17 protein-coding genes and 4 pseudogenes are annotated in these 18,835 nt (G+C 66.7%); 14 read left to right on the forward strand and 7 right to left on the reverse strand.

What is annotated here, in order from left to right; translation table 11 throughout:
* The first annotated feature begins 234 nt into the window (after positions 1 to 234).
* The 12 genes from SSBG_RS29300 to SSBG_RS29350 all read left to right on the forward strand — a co-directional run bounded on the left by SSBG_RS29300 (position 235) and on the right by SSBG_RS29350 (position 11,802).
* Entirely contained in the window at positions 235 to 1,227 is a 993-nt protein-coding gene (locus SSBG_RS29300) for a GlxA family transcriptional regulator (protein ID WP_008749633.1), read from the forward strand.
* Positions 1,228 to 1,330: 103 nt separating this feature from the next.
* Positions 1,331 to 2,776, forward strand: coding sequence for an aldehyde dehydrogenase (locus SSBG_RS29305; protein WP_008749634.1), 1,446 nt, complete (start codon positions 1,331 to 1,333; stop codon positions 2,774 to 2,776).
* The gene (locus SSBG_RS29310; protein WP_234010794.1) at positions 2,773 to 3,660 is read left to right on the forward strand and encodes a polysaccharide deacetylase family protein; all 888 of its coding nucleotides are present in this window, start codon (positions 2,773 to 2,775) and stop codon (positions 3,658 to 3,660) included. The genes SSBG_RS29305 and SSBG_RS29310 overlap by 4 nt, the downstream gene beginning before the upstream one ends.
* Positions 3,660 to 4,658, forward strand: coding sequence for an NmrA family NAD(P)-binding protein (locus SSBG_RS29315; protein WP_037872309.1), 999 nt, complete (start codon positions 3,660 to 3,662; stop codon positions 4,656 to 4,658). Before SSBG_RS29310 ends, SSBG_RS29315 begins: the two co-directional genes overlap by 1 nt.
* A 121-nt stretch (positions 4,659 to 4,779) precedes the next feature.
* On the forward strand, positions 4,780 to 5,100 hold the full coding sequence (locus SSBG_RS32340) for a transposase (protein ID WP_008749637.1): 321 nt from the start codon (positions 4,780 to 4,782) through the stop codon (positions 5,098 to 5,100).
* On the forward strand, positions 5,085 to 5,981 hold the full coding sequence (locus SSBG_RS32345) for an IS3 family transposase (RefSeq protein ID WP_106429465.1): 897 nt from the start codon (positions 5,085 to 5,087) through the stop codon (positions 5,979 to 5,981). The genes SSBG_RS32340 and SSBG_RS32345 overlap by 16 nt, the downstream gene beginning before the upstream one ends.
* 302 nt (positions 5,982 to 6,283) lie before the next feature.
* Entirely contained in the window at positions 6,284 to 7,873 is a 1,590-nt protein-coding gene (locus SSBG_RS29325) for an ATP-binding protein (protein ID WP_008749639.1), read from the forward strand.
* Between the two features lie 2 nt (positions 7,874 to 7,875).
* Complete coding sequence (locus SSBG_RS29330; RefSeq protein ID WP_010277478.1) at positions 7,876 to 8,283, forward strand: roadblock/LC7 domain-containing protein; 408 nt, start codon at positions 7,876 to 7,878, stop codon at positions 8,281 to 8,283.
* A complete protein-coding gene (locus SSBG_RS29335; protein ID WP_008749641.1) occupies positions 8,280 to 8,648 on the forward strand; it encodes a DUF742 domain-containing protein in 369 nt (122 codons plus the stop codon). The genes SSBG_RS29330 and SSBG_RS29335 overlap by 4 nt, the downstream gene beginning before the upstream one ends.
* Positions 8,626 to 9,234 (forward strand): GTP-binding protein, encoded by a 609-nt coding sequence (locus tag SSBG_RS29340; RefSeq protein ID WP_008749642.1) that lies wholly within the window; start codon positions 8,626 to 8,628, stop codon positions 9,232 to 9,234. The genes SSBG_RS29335 and SSBG_RS29340 overlap by 23 nt, the downstream gene beginning before the upstream one ends.
* Positions 9,231 to 10,493 carry a cytochrome P450 gene (locus SSBG_RS29345; protein ID WP_008749643.1) on the forward strand — a complete coding sequence of 421 codons (1,263 nt, stop codon included), beginning with the start codon at positions 9,231 to 9,233 and terminating at the stop codon, positions 10,491 to 10,493. Before SSBG_RS29340 ends, SSBG_RS29345 begins: the two co-directional genes overlap by 4 nt.
* Positions 10,494 to 10,554: 61 nt before the next feature.
* Entirely contained in the window at positions 10,555 to 11,802 is a 1,248-nt protein-coding gene (locus SSBG_RS29350; protein WP_037872311.1) for a cytochrome P450 family protein, read from the forward strand.
* 103 nt (positions 11,803 to 11,905) lie between these two features.
* Here the strand turns inward: SSBG_RS29350 and SSBG_RS36285 are convergent.
* The 4 genes and pseudogenes from SSBG_RS36285 to SSBG_RS29365 all read right to left on the reverse strand — a co-directional run bounded on the left by SSBG_RS36285 (position 11,906) and on the right by SSBG_RS29365 (position 14,179).
* Positions 11,906 to 12,230, reverse strand: a pseudogene (locus SSBG_RS36285) (transketolase-like TK C-terminal-containing protein).
* 30 nt (positions 12,231 to 12,260) lie between these two features.
* Positions 12,261 to 13,016, reverse strand: a pseudogene (locus tag SSBG_RS29360) (transposase family protein).
* 336 nt (positions 13,017 to 13,352) lie between these two features.
* Positions 13,353 to 13,598: a helix-turn-helix domain-containing protein gene (locus tag SSBG_RS31910; RefSeq protein WP_008749647.1), complete on the reverse strand. Its 246-nt coding sequence runs from the start codon at positions 13,596 to 13,598 to the stop codon at positions 13,353 to 13,355.
* The gene (locus tag SSBG_RS29365) at positions 13,595 to 14,179 is read right to left on the reverse strand and encodes a hypothetical protein (protein WP_158677850.1); all 585 of its coding nucleotides are present in this window, start codon (positions 14,177 to 14,179) and stop codon (positions 13,595 to 13,597) included. Before SSBG_RS29365 ends, SSBG_RS31910 begins: the two co-directional genes overlap by 4 nt.
* A 230-nt stretch (positions 14,180 to 14,409) precedes the next feature.
* Between SSBG_RS29365 and SSBG_RS29370 the strand changes: the two genes are divergently transcribed.
* Complete coding sequence (locus tag SSBG_RS29370; protein ID WP_008749648.1) at positions 14,410 to 15,324, forward strand: transposase family protein; 915 nt, start codon at positions 14,410 to 14,412, stop codon at positions 15,322 to 15,324.
* Between the two features lie 28 nt (positions 15,325 to 15,352).
* On the opposite strand, the gene SSBG_RS29375 is transcribed toward SSBG_RS29370, so the two are convergent.
* Together SSBG_RS29375 and SSBG_RS31915 are read right to left on the reverse strand one after the other, a co-directional pair.
* Positions 15,353 to 17,125: a SpoIIE family protein phosphatase gene (locus SSBG_RS29375; protein WP_008749649.1), complete on the reverse strand. Its 1,773-nt coding sequence runs from the start codon at positions 17,123 to 17,125 to the stop codon at positions 15,353 to 15,355.
* A 376-nt stretch (positions 17,126 to 17,501) separates the two neighbouring features.
* Positions 17,502 to 17,709: pseudogene (locus SSBG_RS31915) on the reverse strand (IS3 family transposase); the annotation flags it as partial.
* A 208-nt stretch (positions 17,710 to 17,917) separates the two neighbouring features.
* On the opposite strand from SSBG_RS31915, the gene SSBG_RS35265 reads away from it, so the two are divergent.
* Positions 17,918 to 18,295: a hypothetical protein gene (locus tag SSBG_RS35265; protein ID WP_037872315.1), complete on the forward strand. Its 378-nt coding sequence runs from the start codon at positions 17,918 to 17,920 to the stop codon at positions 18,293 to 18,295.
* A gap of 308 nt (positions 18,296 to 18,603) precedes the next feature.
* Here SSBG_RS35265 and SSBG_RS36290 read toward each other — a convergent pair.
* Positions 18,604 to 18,807 (reverse strand): annotated as a pseudogene (locus SSBG_RS36290) (IS630 family transposase); the annotation flags it as partial.
* Between the last annotated feature and the right edge of the window lie 28 nt (positions 18,808 to 18,835).

Below are 18,835 nucleotides of genomic sequence, written 5' to 3' on the forward strand. Positions count from 1 at the left end.
TGACCAGCAATGCAGCGTGTGCCTGGCCTCACGATCGGTCACCGATGTCGGCGTGACCATCACGGCCAGCAGCAGCCCGAGCGTCCAACTCCCAACCGACGTCATCAGGTTGGAAAGGGCATCCGTGATGCTGGCGTTGGCGTGCCGCCGGGCGTCGCTCGTCTCGCTCTCCTCAGCTTTTGAGCTTGTAACGCGATCATGTGCCGGTCAGGCGCCGAAGGTATCGTTCGGGCCATGGTGCATCATGTCGTCGTCCTGGCGCTCGACGGTGTCAAACCGTTCGATCTCGGCATCCCCTCTCAGGTGCTGGGACAGGCCTTCGGCGCCTCGGGGCACGCCTTGTACCGGGTGTCGACATGTTCGATCGGCGGTCGGCCGGTGGTGACGAATCAGGACTTCTCCATCTCCGTGGAGCAGGACGAGTCGGCGTTGGCCGGTGCCGATACGGTGGTCGTGGCGACGCAGGACCATCGGAGAGGCGTGCCGGATCGTGGTGACCTTCCCGACAGGCTGGCCGCCGCTCTGAGGAGTGTTCCGTCCACAGCTCGCGTGGTCAGCTTGTGTACATCCGCGTTCGTACTGGGCGCTGCCGGAATGCTCGACGGGCAACGTGCCACGACACACTGGCAGATGTGCGATGAGCTGGCGCGGCGGTTCCCGCGTGTCACGGTGGACCAGAACGTGCTGTTCGTCGACAACGGCCGCATTCTGACGGCGGCGGGGGCCGCCGCGGGTCTTGACCTGTTCCTGCACCTCGTACGTCGGGATCATGGCGTGGCGGTGGCCAACGCGACGGCGCGGCGGTGCGTAGTGGCCCCCTGGCGAGAAGGGGGTCAGGCTCAGTTCATCGAACGGCCTCTGCCCGCTTCCGGGGATTCGTCGACGTCGTCCACGCGTGAGTGGGCTGAGGAGCGGCTTTCGCAGCCGCTGGCCCTGGTGGATCTCGCCGCACACGCGCACATGAGCGTCCGCACCTTCACCCGGCGGTTTCGTTCCGAGGTCGGTCTGAGCCCCCATGAGTGGCTGCTGCAACGCCGCCTGGATCACGCCCGGTACTTGCTGGAGTCGACCGAGTTGAGCATCAACGAGGTCAGCAGCAAGGCGGGCTTCACCGATCCGGTGCTTCTGCGGAAGCACCTGCGGAATGCGGTCGGGCTGACCCCGGGCGCCTACCGGCGGACCTACTCGGCCGTCGGCCGCGAGGCCGGCGCATCCGGCCGCGTCTGAGTTCTTGCGTCATCCGGGGCCGCACCGAGATCTGGCCCGAAAGTTATCCATAGTGACCCGTGGGCCAATGTCGTGAGGGGAGAGGGATGCCGATCATGGATTCATGGAATTGGTTCATGATCGTTTCTTCATAGGCGGGGAGTGGGTCGCCCCGAGCACCTCTCTGCGGTTCACCGTTGTCAACGCGAGTACGGAGGAGACGCTCGGCAGCACACCGGAAGGTGTCCGGGCCGATGTCGACGCCGCAGTCTCGGCCGCGCGCCGCGCGTTCGACGATTCCAGCGGATGGCGCGCCTGGGCCCCCAGTGCCCGTGCCGAGATGATGCGGCGCCTGGCAGCAGCCCTCGATGCACGGCGAGCTGAGATCACACGAGTCGTCAGCAGCGAGAACGGCATGCCGACAGCCCTTGGCGAGATGCTCGAAGGCACCGTGCCCAGCATGCTCCTGCGCTACTACGCGGACCTGATCAGCGACGCCCCGGCCGAGGAGCACCGCGACGGGCTCCTCGGCGGACCAGTGCGAGTGCGTCGCGAACCCGTCGGCGTGGTCGCGGCGATCGTGCCTTGGAACGCTCCGCAGACGCTGGCGTCGGGAAAGTACGCCCCGGCACTTGCCGCAGGCTGCACGATTGTGCTCAAGCCGTCGCCGGAGACGGCGCTGGACGCGGTCCTGTTCGCGCAGGCCGTACAGGAGGCCGGGGTGCCCGACGGCGTCGTCAACGTCGTGCCGGCCGACCGGGAGGCGGGGGCCTACCTGGTCGCGCATCCCGGCATCGACAAGGTGGCGTTCACCGGGTCGAGCGCGGCGGGCCGCTCCATCGCCGAGGCCTGCGGGCGTCTGCTCCGTCCCGTCAGCCTGGAGCTCGGCGGCAAGTCGGCGGCGATCGTACTCGACGACGCCGACCTGGACAGTGAGGCGATACGGCGGGAACTGGTCGCCGCGACACTCATGAACAACGGTCAGGCGTGCTTCGCCAGCACGCGCGTGCTCGCTCCGCGCAGCCGATACAAGGAGGTCGTGGAGGCGGTGTCGTCGCTTGCCGCATCGTTGACGGTAGGAGACCCGCTCGACCCGAGCACGGACGTGGGCCCTCTCGCGTCCGCCAAGCAGCGTGACCGCGTCGAGGGGTACATCGCTCGCGGCGTGAAGGAAGGGTCGAGACTGACAGTCGGCGGCGGCCGGCCGAAACATCTGAAGCGGGGCTGGTACGTCGAGCCGACCGTGTTCGCTGATGTCGACAACCACCAGGTGATCGCACGGGAGGAGATCTTCGGTCCTGTCCTCGTAGTCATCGCCTACAAGGACGAAGAGGACGCGATCCGCCTGGCGAACGACTCCGAGTACGGCCTGGCCGGGTCGGTGTGGACACGAGACGTCCAGCGCGGGCTTGAGGTCGCGCGTCGGATGCATACCGGCTCTGTCGGCATCAACCACTACATGTCGGACCCGGTCGCTCCCTTCGGCGGAGTCAAGCAGAGCGGCATAGGCCGCGAACTGGGTCCCGAAGGTCTGGCCGGATATCAGCAGTTCAAGTCCGTCTACCTGTGAAGGGACATCAGGTGCCCTCTCCGCAAGCCTCCACGCTGCCGTCCTCCTTCTCCTGGCCGGACGACCGGCAGGTGGCCGTGATCGCCACGGTGGCGGTCGAACTGTGGTCCCACGGTAGTTGGCCCGTCTACGCACCGATGGCTGCAGCGTGGCCTCTCCCCGGCGCCCAGGACACTCACAGCGTCTCATGGGCCGAATACGGTGTCACCACCGGCGTGTGGCGCCTGCTGGACATCCTTCAGACGAAGGAAATGCGGGCCACCTTCGGCATCAACGGTCTGGTCGCCGAACGGTTCCCGGAAATTCTACGGGCGACCGGTGGAGCAGGGCACGAGATCGCAGCCCACTCCTACGCACAGGATGTGCTTCCCGCCTGCCTAGACGCCGCCGCCGAGCGCGCCAACATCGTCCGGTCGTGCGACCTCATCGAGGGTGTGACCGGACGCCGTCCCACAGGATGGATGAGTCCTCGTGCCACGGGCACCGCGCGGACCGTGGATCTGCTCGCCCAAGCCGGGCTCACATGGTCCGGCGACTTCAACGACGCTGACCTGCCCTACGTGCTGCACACACCGTACGGACCGGTGGTGGCCATCATGCACAGCGATGTCAGCGATGTGCGCACACCATCGGGACCGGCCGCCTACCGCAGCCTGCTTGAGCAGCTGCTGGGTTGTCTGCTGGCCAGCGGGCGGCCCCAGATCCTCAATCTGACAGTGCATGCCCACGTCGGCGGACGCCCGGCCATGGCTGACGCGATCGGGCGGGTCCTCGATTCAGTGCAGCAAGCCGGCGACCGGGTTTGGGTCGCCACCCATCAGCAAGTCGCCGAACATGTGCTGCGGCACACCGGCCACGCGACACAGCGCCAAGGAGCTTCGTGATGCCCAATACCCTAGTCATCGGTGGGACCGGCGCGATGGGCAGCCGGGTGGTGGCCCGGCTGCTCGACTCGACGGAAGTCACCGTCCTTGTGGCGACCCGGAATCCGTCGTCCGCCCGTGCCCAGGCGCTGTATGCCGAGGGCGGCGGTCGGGTACGCCTCGTCCAGTGCGATGTCGATGACGACGCGGTGATCCGTGAGGTGATGACGTCGGTCGACCGTGTCTTCTGCAACACCGACTTCTTCTCGTCCGGATCCGTGCAGGCCGAACACGACCAGGGGGTACGGATCCTTGAGGCAGCCCGCGCCGCCGGGGTCGGCCAATTCATCTGGTCATCGCTGGACTACGCCGTCTTCCTGACGGGCGGCCGGGTCCCAGCGCCGCATTACGACAGCAAGGGGTCTGTCGCGGCACACATCGGTCTGCGGCGTGCGGACGAGATGATGCGGAAAGAGCCAGATGGGTGGTACACCCACCACGTCTCGGTACTGACCACAGCGCCGTATTTCGAGAACTTCCAACTGCGGCTCGCTCCGCGGCCGGAGACACTCGCGGACGGCCGGGACGGGCTGGTGTTCGCCATTCCGCTCGGCAACGGACGCTACCCGCTGATCGGACTCGACGACATCGCCTGGTTCGCCAGCTTCGTCTTCGACAACTGGCACTCCTGGGGAGCGCGTGATCTCGCGGTCGCCGCGGACAGCCTGACCGGTGACCAGATCGCCGGGATCTTCGAACGGGTGACGGGGAAGCCCGCCGCGTACGAGGCTATTCCGCTCGAAGCGGTGCGCTCCGGCATGGGCGAATTCGGGCACGACTTCGCGGGAATGTTCGAGTTCTTCCAGGACCGGGATGTCGTGGGCCTGGACAGGGACCTGCCCGCGCTGCGGGCCATGCATCCCGGACTGCAGGACTTCGAGGCATGGCTGCGGTCCACCCGATGGGACGGCGCCGAGCGCGACGTGCAGAAATACCCCAGAAAGCTGGACCTGCAATGACATTTCCCCGGAAGGAAGGGAACACCGTCTACGAGCGGCTGAACGCCGGCATTGAGCTGTACTGAGATGCGTGGAGTCCCTGATGCCAGGGTTACGATCCTGGCGAAGGAGATCCACATCAGTGCCAGCACCACGGAAATACCCCGATGGACTACGTGAGCGCGCGATCCGAGAGGTCCGCACCACCGGCCGGCCCGTCGCGCACGTCGCGAAGGATCTCGGCATCCACAAGGAAGCCCTGCGCGGCTGGGTCCGCCAGGCCGAGGCGGACGCCGGCGAACGTGAGGACCGGCTGAGCACGGCCGAGCTCGACAAACTCCAGCAACTCCGCAAGGAGAACGCCCAGTTGAGGAGGGCCAATGAGATCCTGAAGGCCGCTGGTGTTTTTGCCCAGGAGATCGACCGTCCCCGGACGAGGCCGAGCAGGTGGCCGAGCAGGTGATCGACCACCTGCGAGCGAAGGGCCTCGGGGTCGATCCCGTCTGCCGGGAGCTGGACCTGTCGCCGTCGACGTACTTCGCCCGCAAGAAGCGCCCGAAGTCCGCCCGCCGGCGCCGGGACGAACAGATAGTGCCTATGATCGAGCAGATCCACGTCGAGTCCGGCGGCACCTACGGAGCCCGCCGGATCACCCGCGCCCTGCGGCGCAAGGGAGCCGAGGTGGCCCGCTGCACCATGGAGCGGCTGATGGCCGAGCTCGGCATCGAGGGCGTCATCCGCGGCCAGCGCAGGCGGACCACGGTGTCCGAACCGTCGGCGCCCAGGCCGCCGGACCTGGTCGAGCGGGACTTCACCGCCGACGGTCCCGACCAGCTCTGGGTCGCCGACATGACCTATGTCAGGACCTGGTCCGGCTGGGCTTACGTCGCCTTCGTCCTGGACATGTTCTCCCGCATGATCGTCGGCTGGCAGATCGCGAACCATACGCGGACCGAACTGCCCCTGAACGCACTGGAGATGGCGCTCTGGCTTCGACGGATCAAGAAGGGCTCCGGCCTGGTCCATCACTCCGACAGGGGGTCGCAATACGTGTCAATTCGCTGCACCGAGCGGCTGTCCGATATCGGCGCCTCCGCGTCGGTCGGCTCCGTCGCGGACTCGTACGACAACGCCATGGCCGAGGCGCTGAACGGCACCTTCAAGGCGGAGCTGATCGAGATGCAGGGCCCATGGAAGGACGTCGAGCAGGTCGAGCGAGCGATCTTCCAGTGGATCACGTGGTACAACGAAGAACGCCTCCACTCCGCCCTCGATTACGTACCGCCCACCGAGTACGAACGGGACTTTTGGCAGAGCCTGGAACAAGTCCCGCAGTCCGCCTGAACCAACATCACCGGACTCTACGAAACTCGGGACAGCTCATCCCAGCCACCCAACTTTCATCTGGCCGGAAGAAGGCTAGGCCATGCGCCTCTGCCATATAAGATCACCCGACCATGCCTGATGAACGATCAGCCCAGCCGAGCGCGCTCCGGTCCCGCCGCGAGACCACGGCGCAGCTCCAGGCGGGCTCCCCCTCCGGAGGCCTCACGCCGACCGTTGTGTCCCCTGCCGTGACTTACCGGCGGCACCCGCTGGGCCCGCCCGCGTCAGCCTGCGAATCCGAGCCAACTCAAGGGCTATCCATGGCACGTTCTCCCGCGCCTTCGGGCGCCCCACCCAGCAGGCCCCACCTCTGGTGGGCGGCTCTTCTGTTCACCGTCGTACCGCTCGTGTTCGGAGTGTTCTCCACGGGTCGGCTGTCCGGCACGCTGGCTGTTGTCTACGCCGCGTCGGCAGTGTTGGCCCTTGTCTGTCTCATCTCCCTGCGGGCACGGCATCTGAAGGCCGGCACAGATACCGCTCGTCTGCGGACGGAGTCTCAGGCCCAGAAGGCGGAGGCGGCCCGCCAGGACGCGGAGTGGCGGCAGTACATCGGCCGTCAGTTGGAACTGGTTGTCGAGGAGGTCGGTCATCTGGCCTCCGAGCGGCTGCCCGCAGCCCTCGCGAAGCGTGAAATTCCCCCACCGCGGCATGGCGCCCCACAGCTGGGCGCGGTCCTCGCGGATGGCCTGGAGCGGTTGCTCTCGCAGGTCTCCACCGCGGTGGAGGAGCGTGAGGAGTCCCATCGGCGCGCACTGATCGAACTCGCGAACCGCGTCCAGACCTCCGCTCACCGGATTCAGGCCACCATCACAGGAGTGACCGAGCGCTATCCGGGCGACGCGGATCTCCTCGAAGCCACGATGCAGGTGGACCATGCGGCCACCCAGCAGGCACGACATGCCCAGAGTCTGAAGGTGCTGTGCGGTGAGTGGCCCGGGCAGCAGTGGCAGAGGCCGCTCGCCCTGGTCGACGTGGTCAGGGCAGCTTCCGGAAGGATCGTTTCCTTCAAACGCGTCGAAGTGACGGGCGATCCCGATGTCGGCATTGCAGCTCCGCTCGTAGAGCCCCTCATTCATCTCCTCGCGGAACTGCTCGCCAACGCCACGGAGTACAGCCCGCCGAGAACCGGTGTGCCCGTCACCGTCCGGACGGTGCAGCGCGGGGCAGTCATCGAGGTGGACGACGGCGGACTCGGACTCGACGAGTACCGACTGGCCGAAGCACGCGAGGTCGCCTCCGGCCTCCGGCTCCTCGGCGTCGGCGACGTCGGGGAGATCCCGCAGACCGGTTTCGCGGTTGTCGGACGCTTCGCCCGGCGGCACGGCCTCGGCGTCGATCTGGGGCCGTCTCCGTACGGTGGTGTGCGTGCGGTCGTTCTCGTACCGGTGGAACTGCTCACGGCCCTCCCCCCGGCAGGCGCACCGGCGGCCACACGTGTTCCCGCCCGGCCCGCGCCACCGGACCCAAAGGAGCGCCGGGCCCCGGCCGCCCGTTCGCCGCAGCCTATGACGGAGTCCACCGCATCCTCGCCGGCACCGGCACGCGGCGGCCCTCTCGCACCTCCCTCCGAACACTGCGGGTCCTCTCCGTCGGAGGAGCCCCCGCGCCGCCCCTCCCGCAGACTGCCGCAGCGCCGCTCCCGGCGCGACGGCCCGACGCCCCAGGTTCAGGCGGAGCCAACGGCTGTTACCCCACCCGGTTCACCGGAAGACGCCGGCGACTGGATGGAGCAGTTCTTCGAGGGTGGCCGCGCCGAGACTTCGTTGACCGGTGCCCATGACGAGTACACGTACGGCAACGACCACGGTCTATCCGCCACCCACCCAGATTCGACAGAAGGACAGACCTGATCATGAGCTACGTGGAAAGCCCTCAGCAGCGTGGATGGATGCTGGCTGAGGTCACGGCGGTGCCAGGAGTGCGGCAGGCCATCGTGTTCAGCGCGGACGGGCTGCTGCTGGCCAGTTCGGACGGAATCGACAGAGATTCGGCCGACCGGCTGTCGGCCAACTGTTCCGGGTTGCAGTCCTTGGGACGCAGCCTGGGCAGGGAGTTCGGAGAGGATGGCGGGGCCGTACACCAGCAGATGGTGGAGTTCAAAGGCGGCTTCCTCTTCATGCGGAGTGCCAACGGCGCACACCTCGCGGTGGTGACGGGACCGGTCGTCGATCCCAAGCTGGTCGCCCGGCAGATGCAGGCCCAGGTCATGAAGATCGGAGCCCACAACCTCAGCAGTCCGCCGCGACAGGGGTCCGCGTGACGGCGTCCGGACAGGATTCGTTCCCGGACGGTGCGGTTCGTCCTTACGTCATCACCCGAGGGCGCTCGCGGCCCAGTCGTAACACCGTCGGGGTCGAGACCCTCCTGATCGTGGCCGACGCGCACAAGCCGCTGCCAGTCACGGCCACCCGGGAGGAACTCGCGCTGATGCGCATGTGCGAGCGGCTTATTTCTCTGGTGGAAGCTGCCGCTCATCTCTCGCTGCCGGTCAGTCTCATGAAGGTACTGGCGTCTGACCTCGTGGACAGCGGTCATCTGTCCGCGCGGTCCGGCGTCCCGCAGGCCGCTCTGCCCGACAGCCATTTGCTTCAGGAGGTACTGGATGGGCTCCGCAGGCTCGTCTGATCGTTATCTGCCCGAAACCGTCCAGCAAGCCGCCAAAATCCTCGTCGTGGGTGCCTTCGGTGTGGGCAAGACGACGCTCGTCGGGTCCGTCAGCGAGATCGAACCGCTGCGCACCGAAGAGGTCATGACTGTGGCGAGCGTCGGCATCGACGATCTGGCCGGCATGAGTACCAAGTCCACGACCACCGTCGCCATGGACTTCGGCAGAATCACGCTCAGCTCCCGACTGGTGCTCTACTTGTTCGGAATGCCGGGGCAGCGCCGGTTCTGGGATTTGTGGGAAGGACTATCCGAGGGCGCCATCGGGGTGCTCGTCCTCATCGACACCCGTCGGCTGGAGGACAGCTTCGACGTCCTGGAGCAACTGGAGATCCGCGGGCTGCCCTTCGCCGTCGCGGTCAACCAGTTCCCCGACAGCGACCAGTACTCGGTGGAGGAACTGCGCGGCGCCCTTGATCTCCTGCCCGACACACCTATTGTCACCTGCGACGCACGCCAATCCAGTTCGTCGGTCGGTTCTCTGGTGAGCCTTGTGGAGTACGTATCGGGCAACCGAAGTGCGGCCGCCTGGGAGACCATCTCATGAGCCTCACACCACCACCCGCATGCCCGGCACACAGCACACAGTCCACCGGGCTGATGCCTCTGTCGGCGGCCGTGGGGTCGGGGGACCCGCAGGCCGCCTACCGCAGGCTGCGTGACGAGTGGGGCAATGTCGCCAAGGTCGAACTGGAACCGGGTGTACCCGCCTGGCTCGTCCTCGGCTACCGGGAACTCCTGACCATCACCCGGCAGGAACAGTTGTTCTCCCGCGACGCCCGCAACTGGCGCGATCTCAACGACGGCCTCGTGCCACTCCATTCAGGCCTTCTTCCGATGATGGCCTGGCGGGCGAACGTCATCGGTGCCGACGGCCCGGAGCATCGTCGGCTGCGCATGCCGCTCGACAACGCTGTCGCAAGGATGGACCAACGGCGGGTCCGCCGGGAGGTGGAGGCCCTCTGCACAGAGCTCATCGCCGAGTTCTCGCCGCGCGGCCGTGCGGATCTGGTGAACGAGTACGCGACCGTCGTGCCCATGCTGTCGCTTGCCTCGCTCTTCGGTCTGGACACCACAGAGGGACGGGAGTTGCTGGACGCCCTCATCGCACTGTTCGGCAGCGCCGACAACTCGCAGAGCGGCAACAGGACCTTCGAGCAGATCATCCTGGACACCGTGCGTGAGCGGCGGCGCAACCCTACTAGTGACATGACCACGGCGTTCGTCAGCGATCCGAACCTGCACAATGAGGCGGAGCATCTCCAGTCGGTCGTCGTGATGATCTCGGCGGGCAATGAGACGGTGACGGCCTGGATCTCCCACACGCTACGACTGATGCTCACCGATCCGCGGTTCGCCGCGCGCCTACGCGGCGGCCGACTCGGTATCGACGACGCGCTGGACGAGGCGCTGTGGCGCGATCCTCCCATGAACAACATGCCTGCCAGATACGCGTTGCACGACACCGAGCTGGGTGGTCACGTCATCCAGCGCGGCGACTGTCTGATTCTCGGTCTGTGCGGCGCCAACGACGACCCAGCGATCCGCCCCGGGAGCGACGAGGAGAGCTGGGGAAACCGAGCGCATCTCGCCTTCTCCGCCGGTCCGCATGTCTGCCCCGCGCAGGTTCCCGCCCGGCTGATCACCCGTACAGCGGTGCAGACCGCCCTGCACCTGCTGCCGGACATGCGGCTCAGCATCCCGGCAGAAGAGGTGACGTGGCGCCCCTCTCCCTGGACACGGGTGCCGGTGTCGCTTCCCGCAGAGTTCTCTGCCTCCCGCATCGCCACCGGCATCCGCCGGTGACACCTTCGATCCCCGCCGGACCTGCGGCCACGGCTGCGGGTCCCGTAACCTGGAGCAACGTATGACGCGTACAGCTTCCTCCGAGGGGCACATACCGGTCATCGCTCTCGACCCCCGCGGAACAGACCACCACGCTGAAGCCGCCCGACTTCGCGAACTCGGCCCCGTGGTCCGTGTCCGGCTTCCCGGCAACGTCATGGCCTGGTCGGTCACAGAACATGCCCTGCTCAACGACATGATCGCCGACCCACGTTTCAGCAAGGACTGGCGCAACTGGAGTGCCATCATCCGTGGCGAGATCGAGGACGGCTGGCCGCTCATAGGCATGGTGAAAGTGACCAACATGGTCACATCCGACGGCCAGGAACACCGGCGGCTTCGCAAACTGGTCACCCAGACCTTCACCCCACGTCGCGTCCAGGAGATGCGCCCACGGATCGAGCACATCATCGACGACCTTCTCGACGCGCTTCCCGACCGGGCGGACGTTGACGGCAGTGTGGACCTGCGCAGGCACTTCGCGCACCCTGTACCGATGCAGGTCATCTGCGAGTTGTTCGGCGTCCCTGCGCACGAGCGTCGGCGGCTCCAGGAGTTGATGGACAACATATTCCGCTCGGACCTGCCTCCCGAAGAGGTCACCGCTAGCCAGATCGAGCAGTACCAACTGCTGGGCCGGGTCGTGGAGGCCCGCCGCGATGATCCCGGTGATGACCTCACCAGCGCGCTCATCGCCGCGCGTGAGGCGGACCCCGACGCGCTGAGCGAGGAGGAGCTCGTCGGCACTCTCCTGCTGATGCTGTCGGCGGGGCAGGAGACCACACTGAGCCTCATCACCAACGCGGTACGCGCACTGCTGACCCATCCTGATCAGCGCGCTCTCGCCACGGGTGGGGACGCCTCGGTCTGGGCGGACGTGGTGGAGGAGACCCTGCGCTGGGACGCGCCGATCGGCAACTTCCCCTTCCGCTACCCGTTGGAGGACGTGGAGATCGCCGGGGTCCCCATCCCCAAGGGCGAAGCGATCATGGCCCCGTATAGCGCAGTCGGCCGCGACCAGCGCCAACACGGTTCCGATGCGGACCGGTTCGACATCACCCGTGAGCGGCACAGGCACCTGGCATTCAGCCACGGCCCTCACTTCTGCCTCGGGGCCCCGCTGGCACGCCTGGAGGCCGGGCTGGCCATCCCGGCCGTCTTCCGACGCTACCCGGACCTCTCGTTGGCGGTCGACCCCGGCGCACTGGTCCCCGTACCGTCCCTCTTCTCCAACAGCTCCTCGACCCTGCCGGTACGCCTCGGCAACTGATGCTCCGCGGTCTGCCCCGCTCGTCGGGCAATGCCAGGAGCTCCCCCGCACCGCTGCGCGGGGGAGCTCTGCCCGTCGCGCGGTAGCCCGCCGCGCCGCCACCTCACACGAGTGCCCGCGCTATCTCTGCCACCGCCTCACGGGTGATGCCGAAGTGTTCGAAAAGTTCCTGGGCCGAAGCGGAGGCGCCGAACTTCTCCACGCAGATCGCCTGCCCTTCCAGCCCCAGAAGGTCATGCCAGCCCTGACTCCCCCCGGCCTCGACGACAACCCGACGGCGGGATGACAGTTTCACGGTACGACGCGGGCTGTGCGCCGAACCATCCTCGGCACGGCATGGAGACCACGCGGGCCCGGATCGACTCCGCCGCCAGGGCACGAGCAGTCTCGATGGCCACCCACACCTCGGATCCGGTGGCGATGAGGATGACGTCCCGGGTACTGAGCCCTTTCCAACCTCAGGTTGAGGCGTGGTGAAGGACGACGACGGCCTTCACGATGTTGGTGTTGCGGTTGGTGCTGCGGCGGAGCTTGCGTGGGAGGCGTCAGCCCTTCAGGACGGCGATGGCCTGCTCGCAGAGGCACCGGATTTTGGCGTGGGTGCTGTTGTGCCGTCGCTTCCAGTGCTTGAGCCGACGGCCCCGGAAGGGTACGCGGACATGGCGACCAGCCCCTTGGTACGCCTTGTCCGCCCAGCACTTCAGCCCTGCTGTTGCGAGCGCGTCGATGATGCCGTGTTCGCGCGCGGCGGTCAGGTCGTGGGTGGAGCCGGGCAGGGCCGCGGAAGCCCACAGCAGTCGGCCGAAGGGATCCGTGATGACCTGGACGTTCATGCCGTGGCGCTTGTGTTTTCCGGAGTAGTACGGGGTGTCGGCGGCGATCCGGTCGATGGGCAGGAGGGTGCCGTCCAGGACGACGTACGCCTTCGTCCGGACGGTCGTCATTGCCTCGGCCAGGGTCTGCGCCTGGGCGGCCAGCACTTTGACGGCCTCGCGTATGTAGCGGTAGACGGTCGCGATGCCGATCTCGAGCCCTGCGGCGAGCTGGGCGTACGTGTCGCCGCATCGCAGGTGGGCCAGGGCGAGCAGGGCCTGACGGCCGACGGGCAGACGCCGCCATCGCGTGCCGATCTCCCGTCGGTGGGCGGCCAGTTGCCTCGTCAGGTGCCGCAGCGTGCGGCTGGACAGATCGATCGACGACGGGTAGACAAGCACGCGAAGCTCCTGGCAGACACGGGTGATCTTTGTCGAGAACCCGTCTACCAGGAGCTTCGTTGTTCCGTACAACCCATGCCCACCAACACCCCGACGCCACAGCCAGGTTGGAAAGGGCTCCGTGTCGCGACAGGCTGCAATTTTCCGCTTCTGTCGATCAATTCTTGCGGTTATTCAGCCAGGCGATTCCGGCGAGAATCCCGACGATGATCAGTGCGACTACCACGAAGAGTGCGATCTTTGTCCCGGCGTCCATGGTTCCGTACACTTATCTCCCCTTTTACGGTTGACGCTTTCCCGGTCCAGTGCTCGCGAAATATGGCGAGCCTGAGCTCCTTAGGATTCGTCGCGTTTAGTGCGCACGCCGAGCAAATCGCCAGGCTGGCAGTCCAATACCTCGCAAATATGGGTCAGGGTGCTAAATCTAATGGCTTTTGCGCGGCCGTTTTTCAGTACGGATAGGTTGACGTTCGTTACTCCTACCCGGGCAGCGAGCTCCGCGAGAGTCATGCCTCGCTGCTCCAGGAGTGAGCCGAGGTGAACCACTACGCGATGCCCCTCGTCTTCATCGTCGGTCGTCACACAAGCCCCTCAAGGTCTTCGCGCATCTTGGAACTGACGCGGATGATCCGAGAGAAGGCGAGTAGCCCAAGCCCGGTAAGGACGGCCAGGTAAGGCGGATTCCAGGCTTCCAGCCACCGACCCAGGCTGAGGTCAGCGCTTCGGGAGAGGGTGCCGAGGAGGGCGGTTCGCGCGAGGGCTGAGACCGACTGGGCGATGATGCTGCCGCCTAGAAGCCACCACCCCAAGAGCCGCAGACCGGAGGTGGTCCGTGCGGTGTGTACTCCGCTGCGCGACGCGCCTTGCAGGAGACGGTTGAGCAGGAAGAGGCCACCTATGTACGTAACGATAGACGTCAGCGCCCCGAGGCGGGCTAGCGCAGCCTGACCGGCCGAGGCATCGTCAGTGCAGTAGCGAGGGATCGAGTCGACGTGGGCTCCGGGTTCCGGAACGAAGGACCTGGCCGTTGTTGAGCTGTTGGAGTTCCAATCAGCAACACAGACGCTTCCGCCGTCCCAACTACCTTTCACCACGGCCAAGATGAACCAGGCGACGAGTAGGCCCATGATCAATCGCAGGGCAACCGAGACGACTGTAGCCATGGGCTCCAGAAGCTTACGATCCTCCGCCATACCCGCTCCCCACCTATCGAAAAACGATACCATCGAAAAACGATACACCCGTCCAGTGTCTGGCAACTTCCGGTGTGGAACCGGCTGGGGCGGCAAGGCGGCCATGTGCCGCCTTGCCGCCCCATCGGCCTAACGAGTTGGTGCGTGATAGCGGGTGAGGTGTCGTGCCACGTGGATGGCATGATCCCGCTGTGGCGATCATGGTCAATCGGGCGGTGCTGGCGCATCGACTGTTCACGGGGCTCTCCCGGCGTCATCTTGCGTGCTTGGTCGAAGAGTTGGCCGAGCCGTGGCAGGCCGGGGTCGAGGGTCGCCGCCATGCTGTGCGAGGCGGGGCCCGCAAGCGGGCCGAAGGCGCCGGCGCCCGCCATCAGCTGGTGTTCGTCGACCGGTTGGTGGCCACACTCATCCACCTGCGGCACGACCTGCCGCACTCGGTGCTGGGGCTGCTGTCAGGTGTCGACCGATCCACGGTCACCCGGGCGATCGGAGAGGTGCGCACGCTCTTGGCGGAGCGGGGGTGCGCGGTTCCCGACCGTCCCGGCCTGCGGCTTCGGACTCCGGCGGATGTGTTTGCCTACGCCCAGGCCGAAGGTGTCGAGCTGCGTCTGGACGCCACCGGGATCCAGGTCCGCCGGCCACCGGCCGGCCGCGGCGGCCGGCGCGCATTCGTCTCGGGCAAGAAGAAGCAGAACACGATGAAGGCCACCGTGATCGCCGGCTGGCGGGGCCGCACGTTATGGACCGATGCCCTACGACCTGGGCGTATGCACGACGCCACCGCCGCCCGCGACGAAGGCATCGCCATCTGCTTCCAGCACTTCCCCGACGTCGAGGTCCTGTTGGACGACGGCTACCTGGGGCTGAGCCGCGACCATCGCGGGCAGGCGATCACGCCGCCGAGAAAACCCCGGCCGGGAGCACTGCCCGACAGAGTCGAACAACGGGGACGCGACCGCCACGGCCACTCGTCCGACCGCATCACCGTCGAACACGCCCTCGCTGATCACAAACGCTGGAAGCAACTGACCCGCTGGACACATCGCCGCGACCGCCTGCCCGACACCTACCGCGCCATCGCCGGCCTCGTCTCCGACCGCAACACCAGCATCTGAAAACGGCCGTGAGCAGGGCAAACACACCTCACCCGCTATCACGCACCAACTCGTAATGCTGTGGCCGGTCCGGTCGGAATGCGATGACGGCCACGTCGTCGTGACGGTCCGTGGCGAGCGTGAGGAGTTCGGACACGATGTCCGCCAGCGACAGGTCCTGCGCGCGAAGTTGGTCGGTCCGCTGAAGGAGGCGGTCGAGGCCGGCGTCGAGGTCCTTTCCCGGAACCTCCACAAGGCCGTCGGTGTACAGCAGTAGGGTGTCACCGGATCGCAGACGCTGGTGCCAGGCGTTGCGCCGAGTACGCGTTCCTGCGCCCAGGGGTGGGTCGGGGCTCTCGCCGAGCCGCAGGTAGTGAGGGCGACCGTCGGCGGGGATAAGCAGGGGGGGTGGGTGTCCGGCGTTGGAGATGGTGGCTTCCCAGCTGTGGTCGAACTGGGGGCGAAGGAGCGCGTGGACGACAGTGGCGAGGGGTGTGATCTGCAAAGCCTGCGTGATGCCGTCCAAGTGGGCCAGAGTTCTGGCGGGACAGGCCGCTGGCCCACCGTCGCAGGCGAGTCCTTTGAGGATGCTGTTCACTCGCGCCATTGCCGTAGCTGCGGCGAGGTCGTGGCCGGCGATGTCACCGATGGTGAGGGCGAGAGTCTTGTCGGCCATCGTGGTGACGTCGTACCAGTCACCGCCGACCTCAGCGGCGGTATCGGCGGGCTGGTAGGCCGCCTCGATCGCGGCGTCGTCGATGTCGGGGAGCGCGGCGAGAAAGGACTGCTGAAGCGCCAGGGAGGTGTCCCGTGCAGCCTGCAGCTCCATGCTTAGGCGCAATGGCCCGCTCACATGGTGGAGCACATCCTCTAAAAGTTGGAGGTCAGCCTTGTCCGGTGGCGGGTTCCCGCGGCAGCTGGCTGCCGCAGCCAGCGCGACTGTGCGGTTGTCGACCACGACGGGCACTATGAAGAGGCTCGTCGCGCTGGCCTCCCGCAGCCACTCGAAGGAGGTGCCGGACATCTGTTCCGGCGGCGGGTCGCCAGGCGGGAAAAGCAGGAGAGCGGGATACCGATCGGTGATGGCCCGCTCAGCCACCGGCCCCAGTTCGAAGTCCGCCGGTATCGGCGGCAGGGGAGGCAAGCCAGGAGCGAGTGCGGTGCGGGCGGTGTCGGAGGTGTCCCTGCGACCGAGGAGAAAGGCCTGCCTCGTCTGTTCGGGCGAGTGGTAGAAGACAACGAAGGCATCGACAAGGTCAGGTACAACGGCTGCCGCGATGATCCTGAACGCTTCGGACGGATCGCGCGCGGCCGGCAGCGCTGCCATGCGCGCCAGCAGCCGCTCGCGCATCCTGGCGCGCCAAAGATCCTCGGTATCGGTCACGGTACCGATCCACTCGGTCACCGCACCTCTGTGGATCACGGGCACCGCCACGATTCGGACGTGCCGGAACTTGCTGTCCGGCGCGGCCTTGCGCCGCACGCGAACGACGGTGTCAAGGACGGCCTCGCCTCGGGCTGTCGCGGCCCACTCCCGCTCGAACCACTCTCGGTCCTTCGGGTGCACCGCCGCCATCCATTCGTCCCCCTCCCCGGCGTGCCACAGACCTCCCGCAGTGCTGCCGAACGTTCCTACCAGACCGGTCACCTCTCCTTTTGGGGACATCAGCCAAACTGTCTGAGGGATCGCGGACAGGAGCGCCTCATACCGCCTGACCAGGGACTCTGCCTCAAAGGTGCTCCCTGCTCGCCGATCGGCCGACTGCGATCGCGGCGAGACGAGCAGCAAAGCCGCCGGACCGCCGCCCCACACCGTCGGCATGCAGCGCACCATCCAGGGCTCTTCGTCCGTGTGCTTCGCGCTGAGGAACGGGAACTCCACCAGGCTCGCCGTATTAGCCCCGACGGCCCGTCTCAGGGCTGATCTAACTGGCTCCCAGTCTTCGCCTGCCAGGGCGTCGTCTGCTGGCTGCCCGACTTCCCAGTACCCGAACACCGCCTCGAAGGCCCGATTGCGGTCCACCAGACGCGCTGGCTCACCTGCCACCAGCGCCATCGCTGAAACCGACTCCAGAAGCCCGCCGCCCGCACAGTCAGGGGCCGTCTCCCTTTCGTCCATGGGCATAGCTTGCCACCACATCCATGACACGGCATCCGTTGAGTAAAGGGACTGCTGCGGGGTTGGGTGACAGTGGGGCTTATGCAGCCAGGGCTGCGGCTGGGTTCATGATGGTCTCGTACTCGACGGGGGTCAATCCTGGCCAGGCGTCTCTGACGCCAGCGTCGGTGGTAGGTGCGCTCGATCCAGGTCACGATCGCGATCCGGAGTTCTTCGCGGGTGGACCAGGTACGGCGGTCGAGGACGTTCTTCTGCAGCAGCGCGAAGAAGCGATCTGTTCCAGCGTGACGCCGGGCTCACGGTTGCGCGCGACCCGCACGACGTCCTCGCGGAACTCTTTCGGATACGGCTTGGGCACTGCGACATCCTTCCAGGCCGCCTCTCAGCAAGCCGCCAGGTCAGGTGTCACCTACTCGTGCAGCAGTCCCTGGTTCACCGTGATCGGAAGGCGGCTCGTGGGACGAGCGCACGCGAAACGGCTGGTATTACTGGGGCATGCAGGAAGAGACCGCACGCTCCGCGATCGACATGTTCATCTCCGCGTTCAACGCCTCGGACGACAGCTATGTGACTGCCCTGCTCTCCCAGGCCCTGACCTCAGACGTGGTCTTCTGGGGCCCGTTGGGTCGCAGCGAAGGAATCGCGGCGGTCGAGCGGTTCGTGCTGGACATCCGGCGCCACCCGGCGGGGACCGGTACGATGGTGCGCTGCTCAGCGGTGGACATGCCTGACGAATGGGCCCGGTACCAGTGGGTCTTCACCACGCCTGATGGAGGCCCCCGCCTGGCGGGAACGGATGTCGTCCATCTGCGACGGAGCCTCATCGACCAGGTCATCGTTTTCGCGGGGGAGATCGAGCCGTCCGTCTCCTGAGTCATCCTTCTGCCGCTGTCCTTCTCCTGCAACTTGCCCCGTCGGGGTGCGGGAGCTGCTGTTCGCGATTGGTCAGGCTGCGGTGTTGAGGGGGCGTCCGCCCAGCGGATGCCCTTTTCGCTGCGGATGCGGGCGCGTTCCTTGCGTTGGGCGGCGAGTACGTCGGGGTGGCGGGCGTTGGTGTTGCGCCAGCGCAGGTAGCGGTGCAGTGCCTGTGTTTGCGCGGGGTGGCTGTGGTGGTGGGAGTTGGCCAGGGTGAACTGCCGCAGCGGGCCGAAGTGGGCCTCGATCGGGTTGGCCCAGGAGGCGTAGGTCGGGGTGAAGCACAGCTCGACCTTGTTCTTCTTCGCCCGGCGGCGGATGTCCGCGCCGGTGTGGGCGGAGAGGTGGTCCAGGATGATGTAGATCGGGGCGCCGTCGGGCCGGGCGGCGCGGATCGACTTGAGCGCGGCCAGGGTGTCGGCGGTGCCCTTGCGGCGGCGGTTGACGCCCCACAGGCGGTCGTCGCCCACGGAGTAGCAGCCGTGGAAGTAGGTGACG

This window comes from Streptomyces sp. SPB074 (genome assembly GCF_000154905.1).
GTDB lineage: Bacteria > Actinomycetota > Actinomycetes > Streptomycetales > Streptomycetaceae > Streptomyces.

Coding starts and splice junctions, on each gene's coding strand:
- SSBG_RS29300 (WP_008749633.1), top strand. CDS start 235: ATGGTGCATCATGTCGTCGTCCTGGCGCTCGACGGTGTCAAACCGTTC.
- SSBG_RS29305 (WP_008749634.1), top strand. CDS start 1,331: ATGGAATTGGTTCATGATCGTTTCTTCATAGGCGGGGAGTGGGTCGCC.
- SSBG_RS29315 (WP_037872309.1), top strand. CDS start 3,660: ATGCCCAATACCCTAGTCATCGGTGGGACCGGCGCGATGGGCAGCCGG.
- SSBG_RS29325 (WP_008749639.1), top strand. CDS start 6,284: ATGGCACGTTCTCCCGCGCCTTCGGGCGCCCCACCCAGCAGGCCCCAC.
- SSBG_RS29330 (WP_010277478.1), top strand. CDS start 7,876: ATGAGCTACGTGGAAAGCCCTCAGCAGCGTGGATGGATGCTGGCTGAG.
- SSBG_RS29340 (WP_008749642.1), top strand. CDS start 8,626: ATGGGCTCCGCAGGCTCGTCTGATCGTTATCTGCCCGAAACCGTCCAG.
- SSBG_RS29345 (WP_008749643.1), top strand. CDS start 9,231: ATGAGCCTCACACCACCACCCGCATGCCCGGCACACAGCACACAGTCC.
- SSBG_RS29350 (WP_037872311.1), top strand. CDS start 10,555: ATGACGCGTACAGCTTCCTCCGAGGGGCACATACCGGTCATCGCTCTC.
- SSBG_RS29365 (WP_158677850.1), bottom strand. CDS start 14,179: ATGGCTACAGTCGTCTCGGTTGCCCTGCGATTGATCATGGGCCTACTC.
- SSBG_RS29370 (WP_008749648.1), top strand. CDS start 14,410: ATGGTCAATCGGGCGGTGCTGGCGCATCGACTGTTCACGGGGCTCTCC.
- SSBG_RS29375 (WP_008749649.1), bottom strand. CDS start 17,125: ATGCCGACGGTGTGGGGCGGCGGTCCGGCGGCTTTGCTGCTCGTCTCG.
- SSBG_RS35265 (WP_037872315.1), top strand. CDS start 17,918: ATGCAGGAAGAGACCGCACGCTCCGCGATCGACATGTTCATCTCCGCG.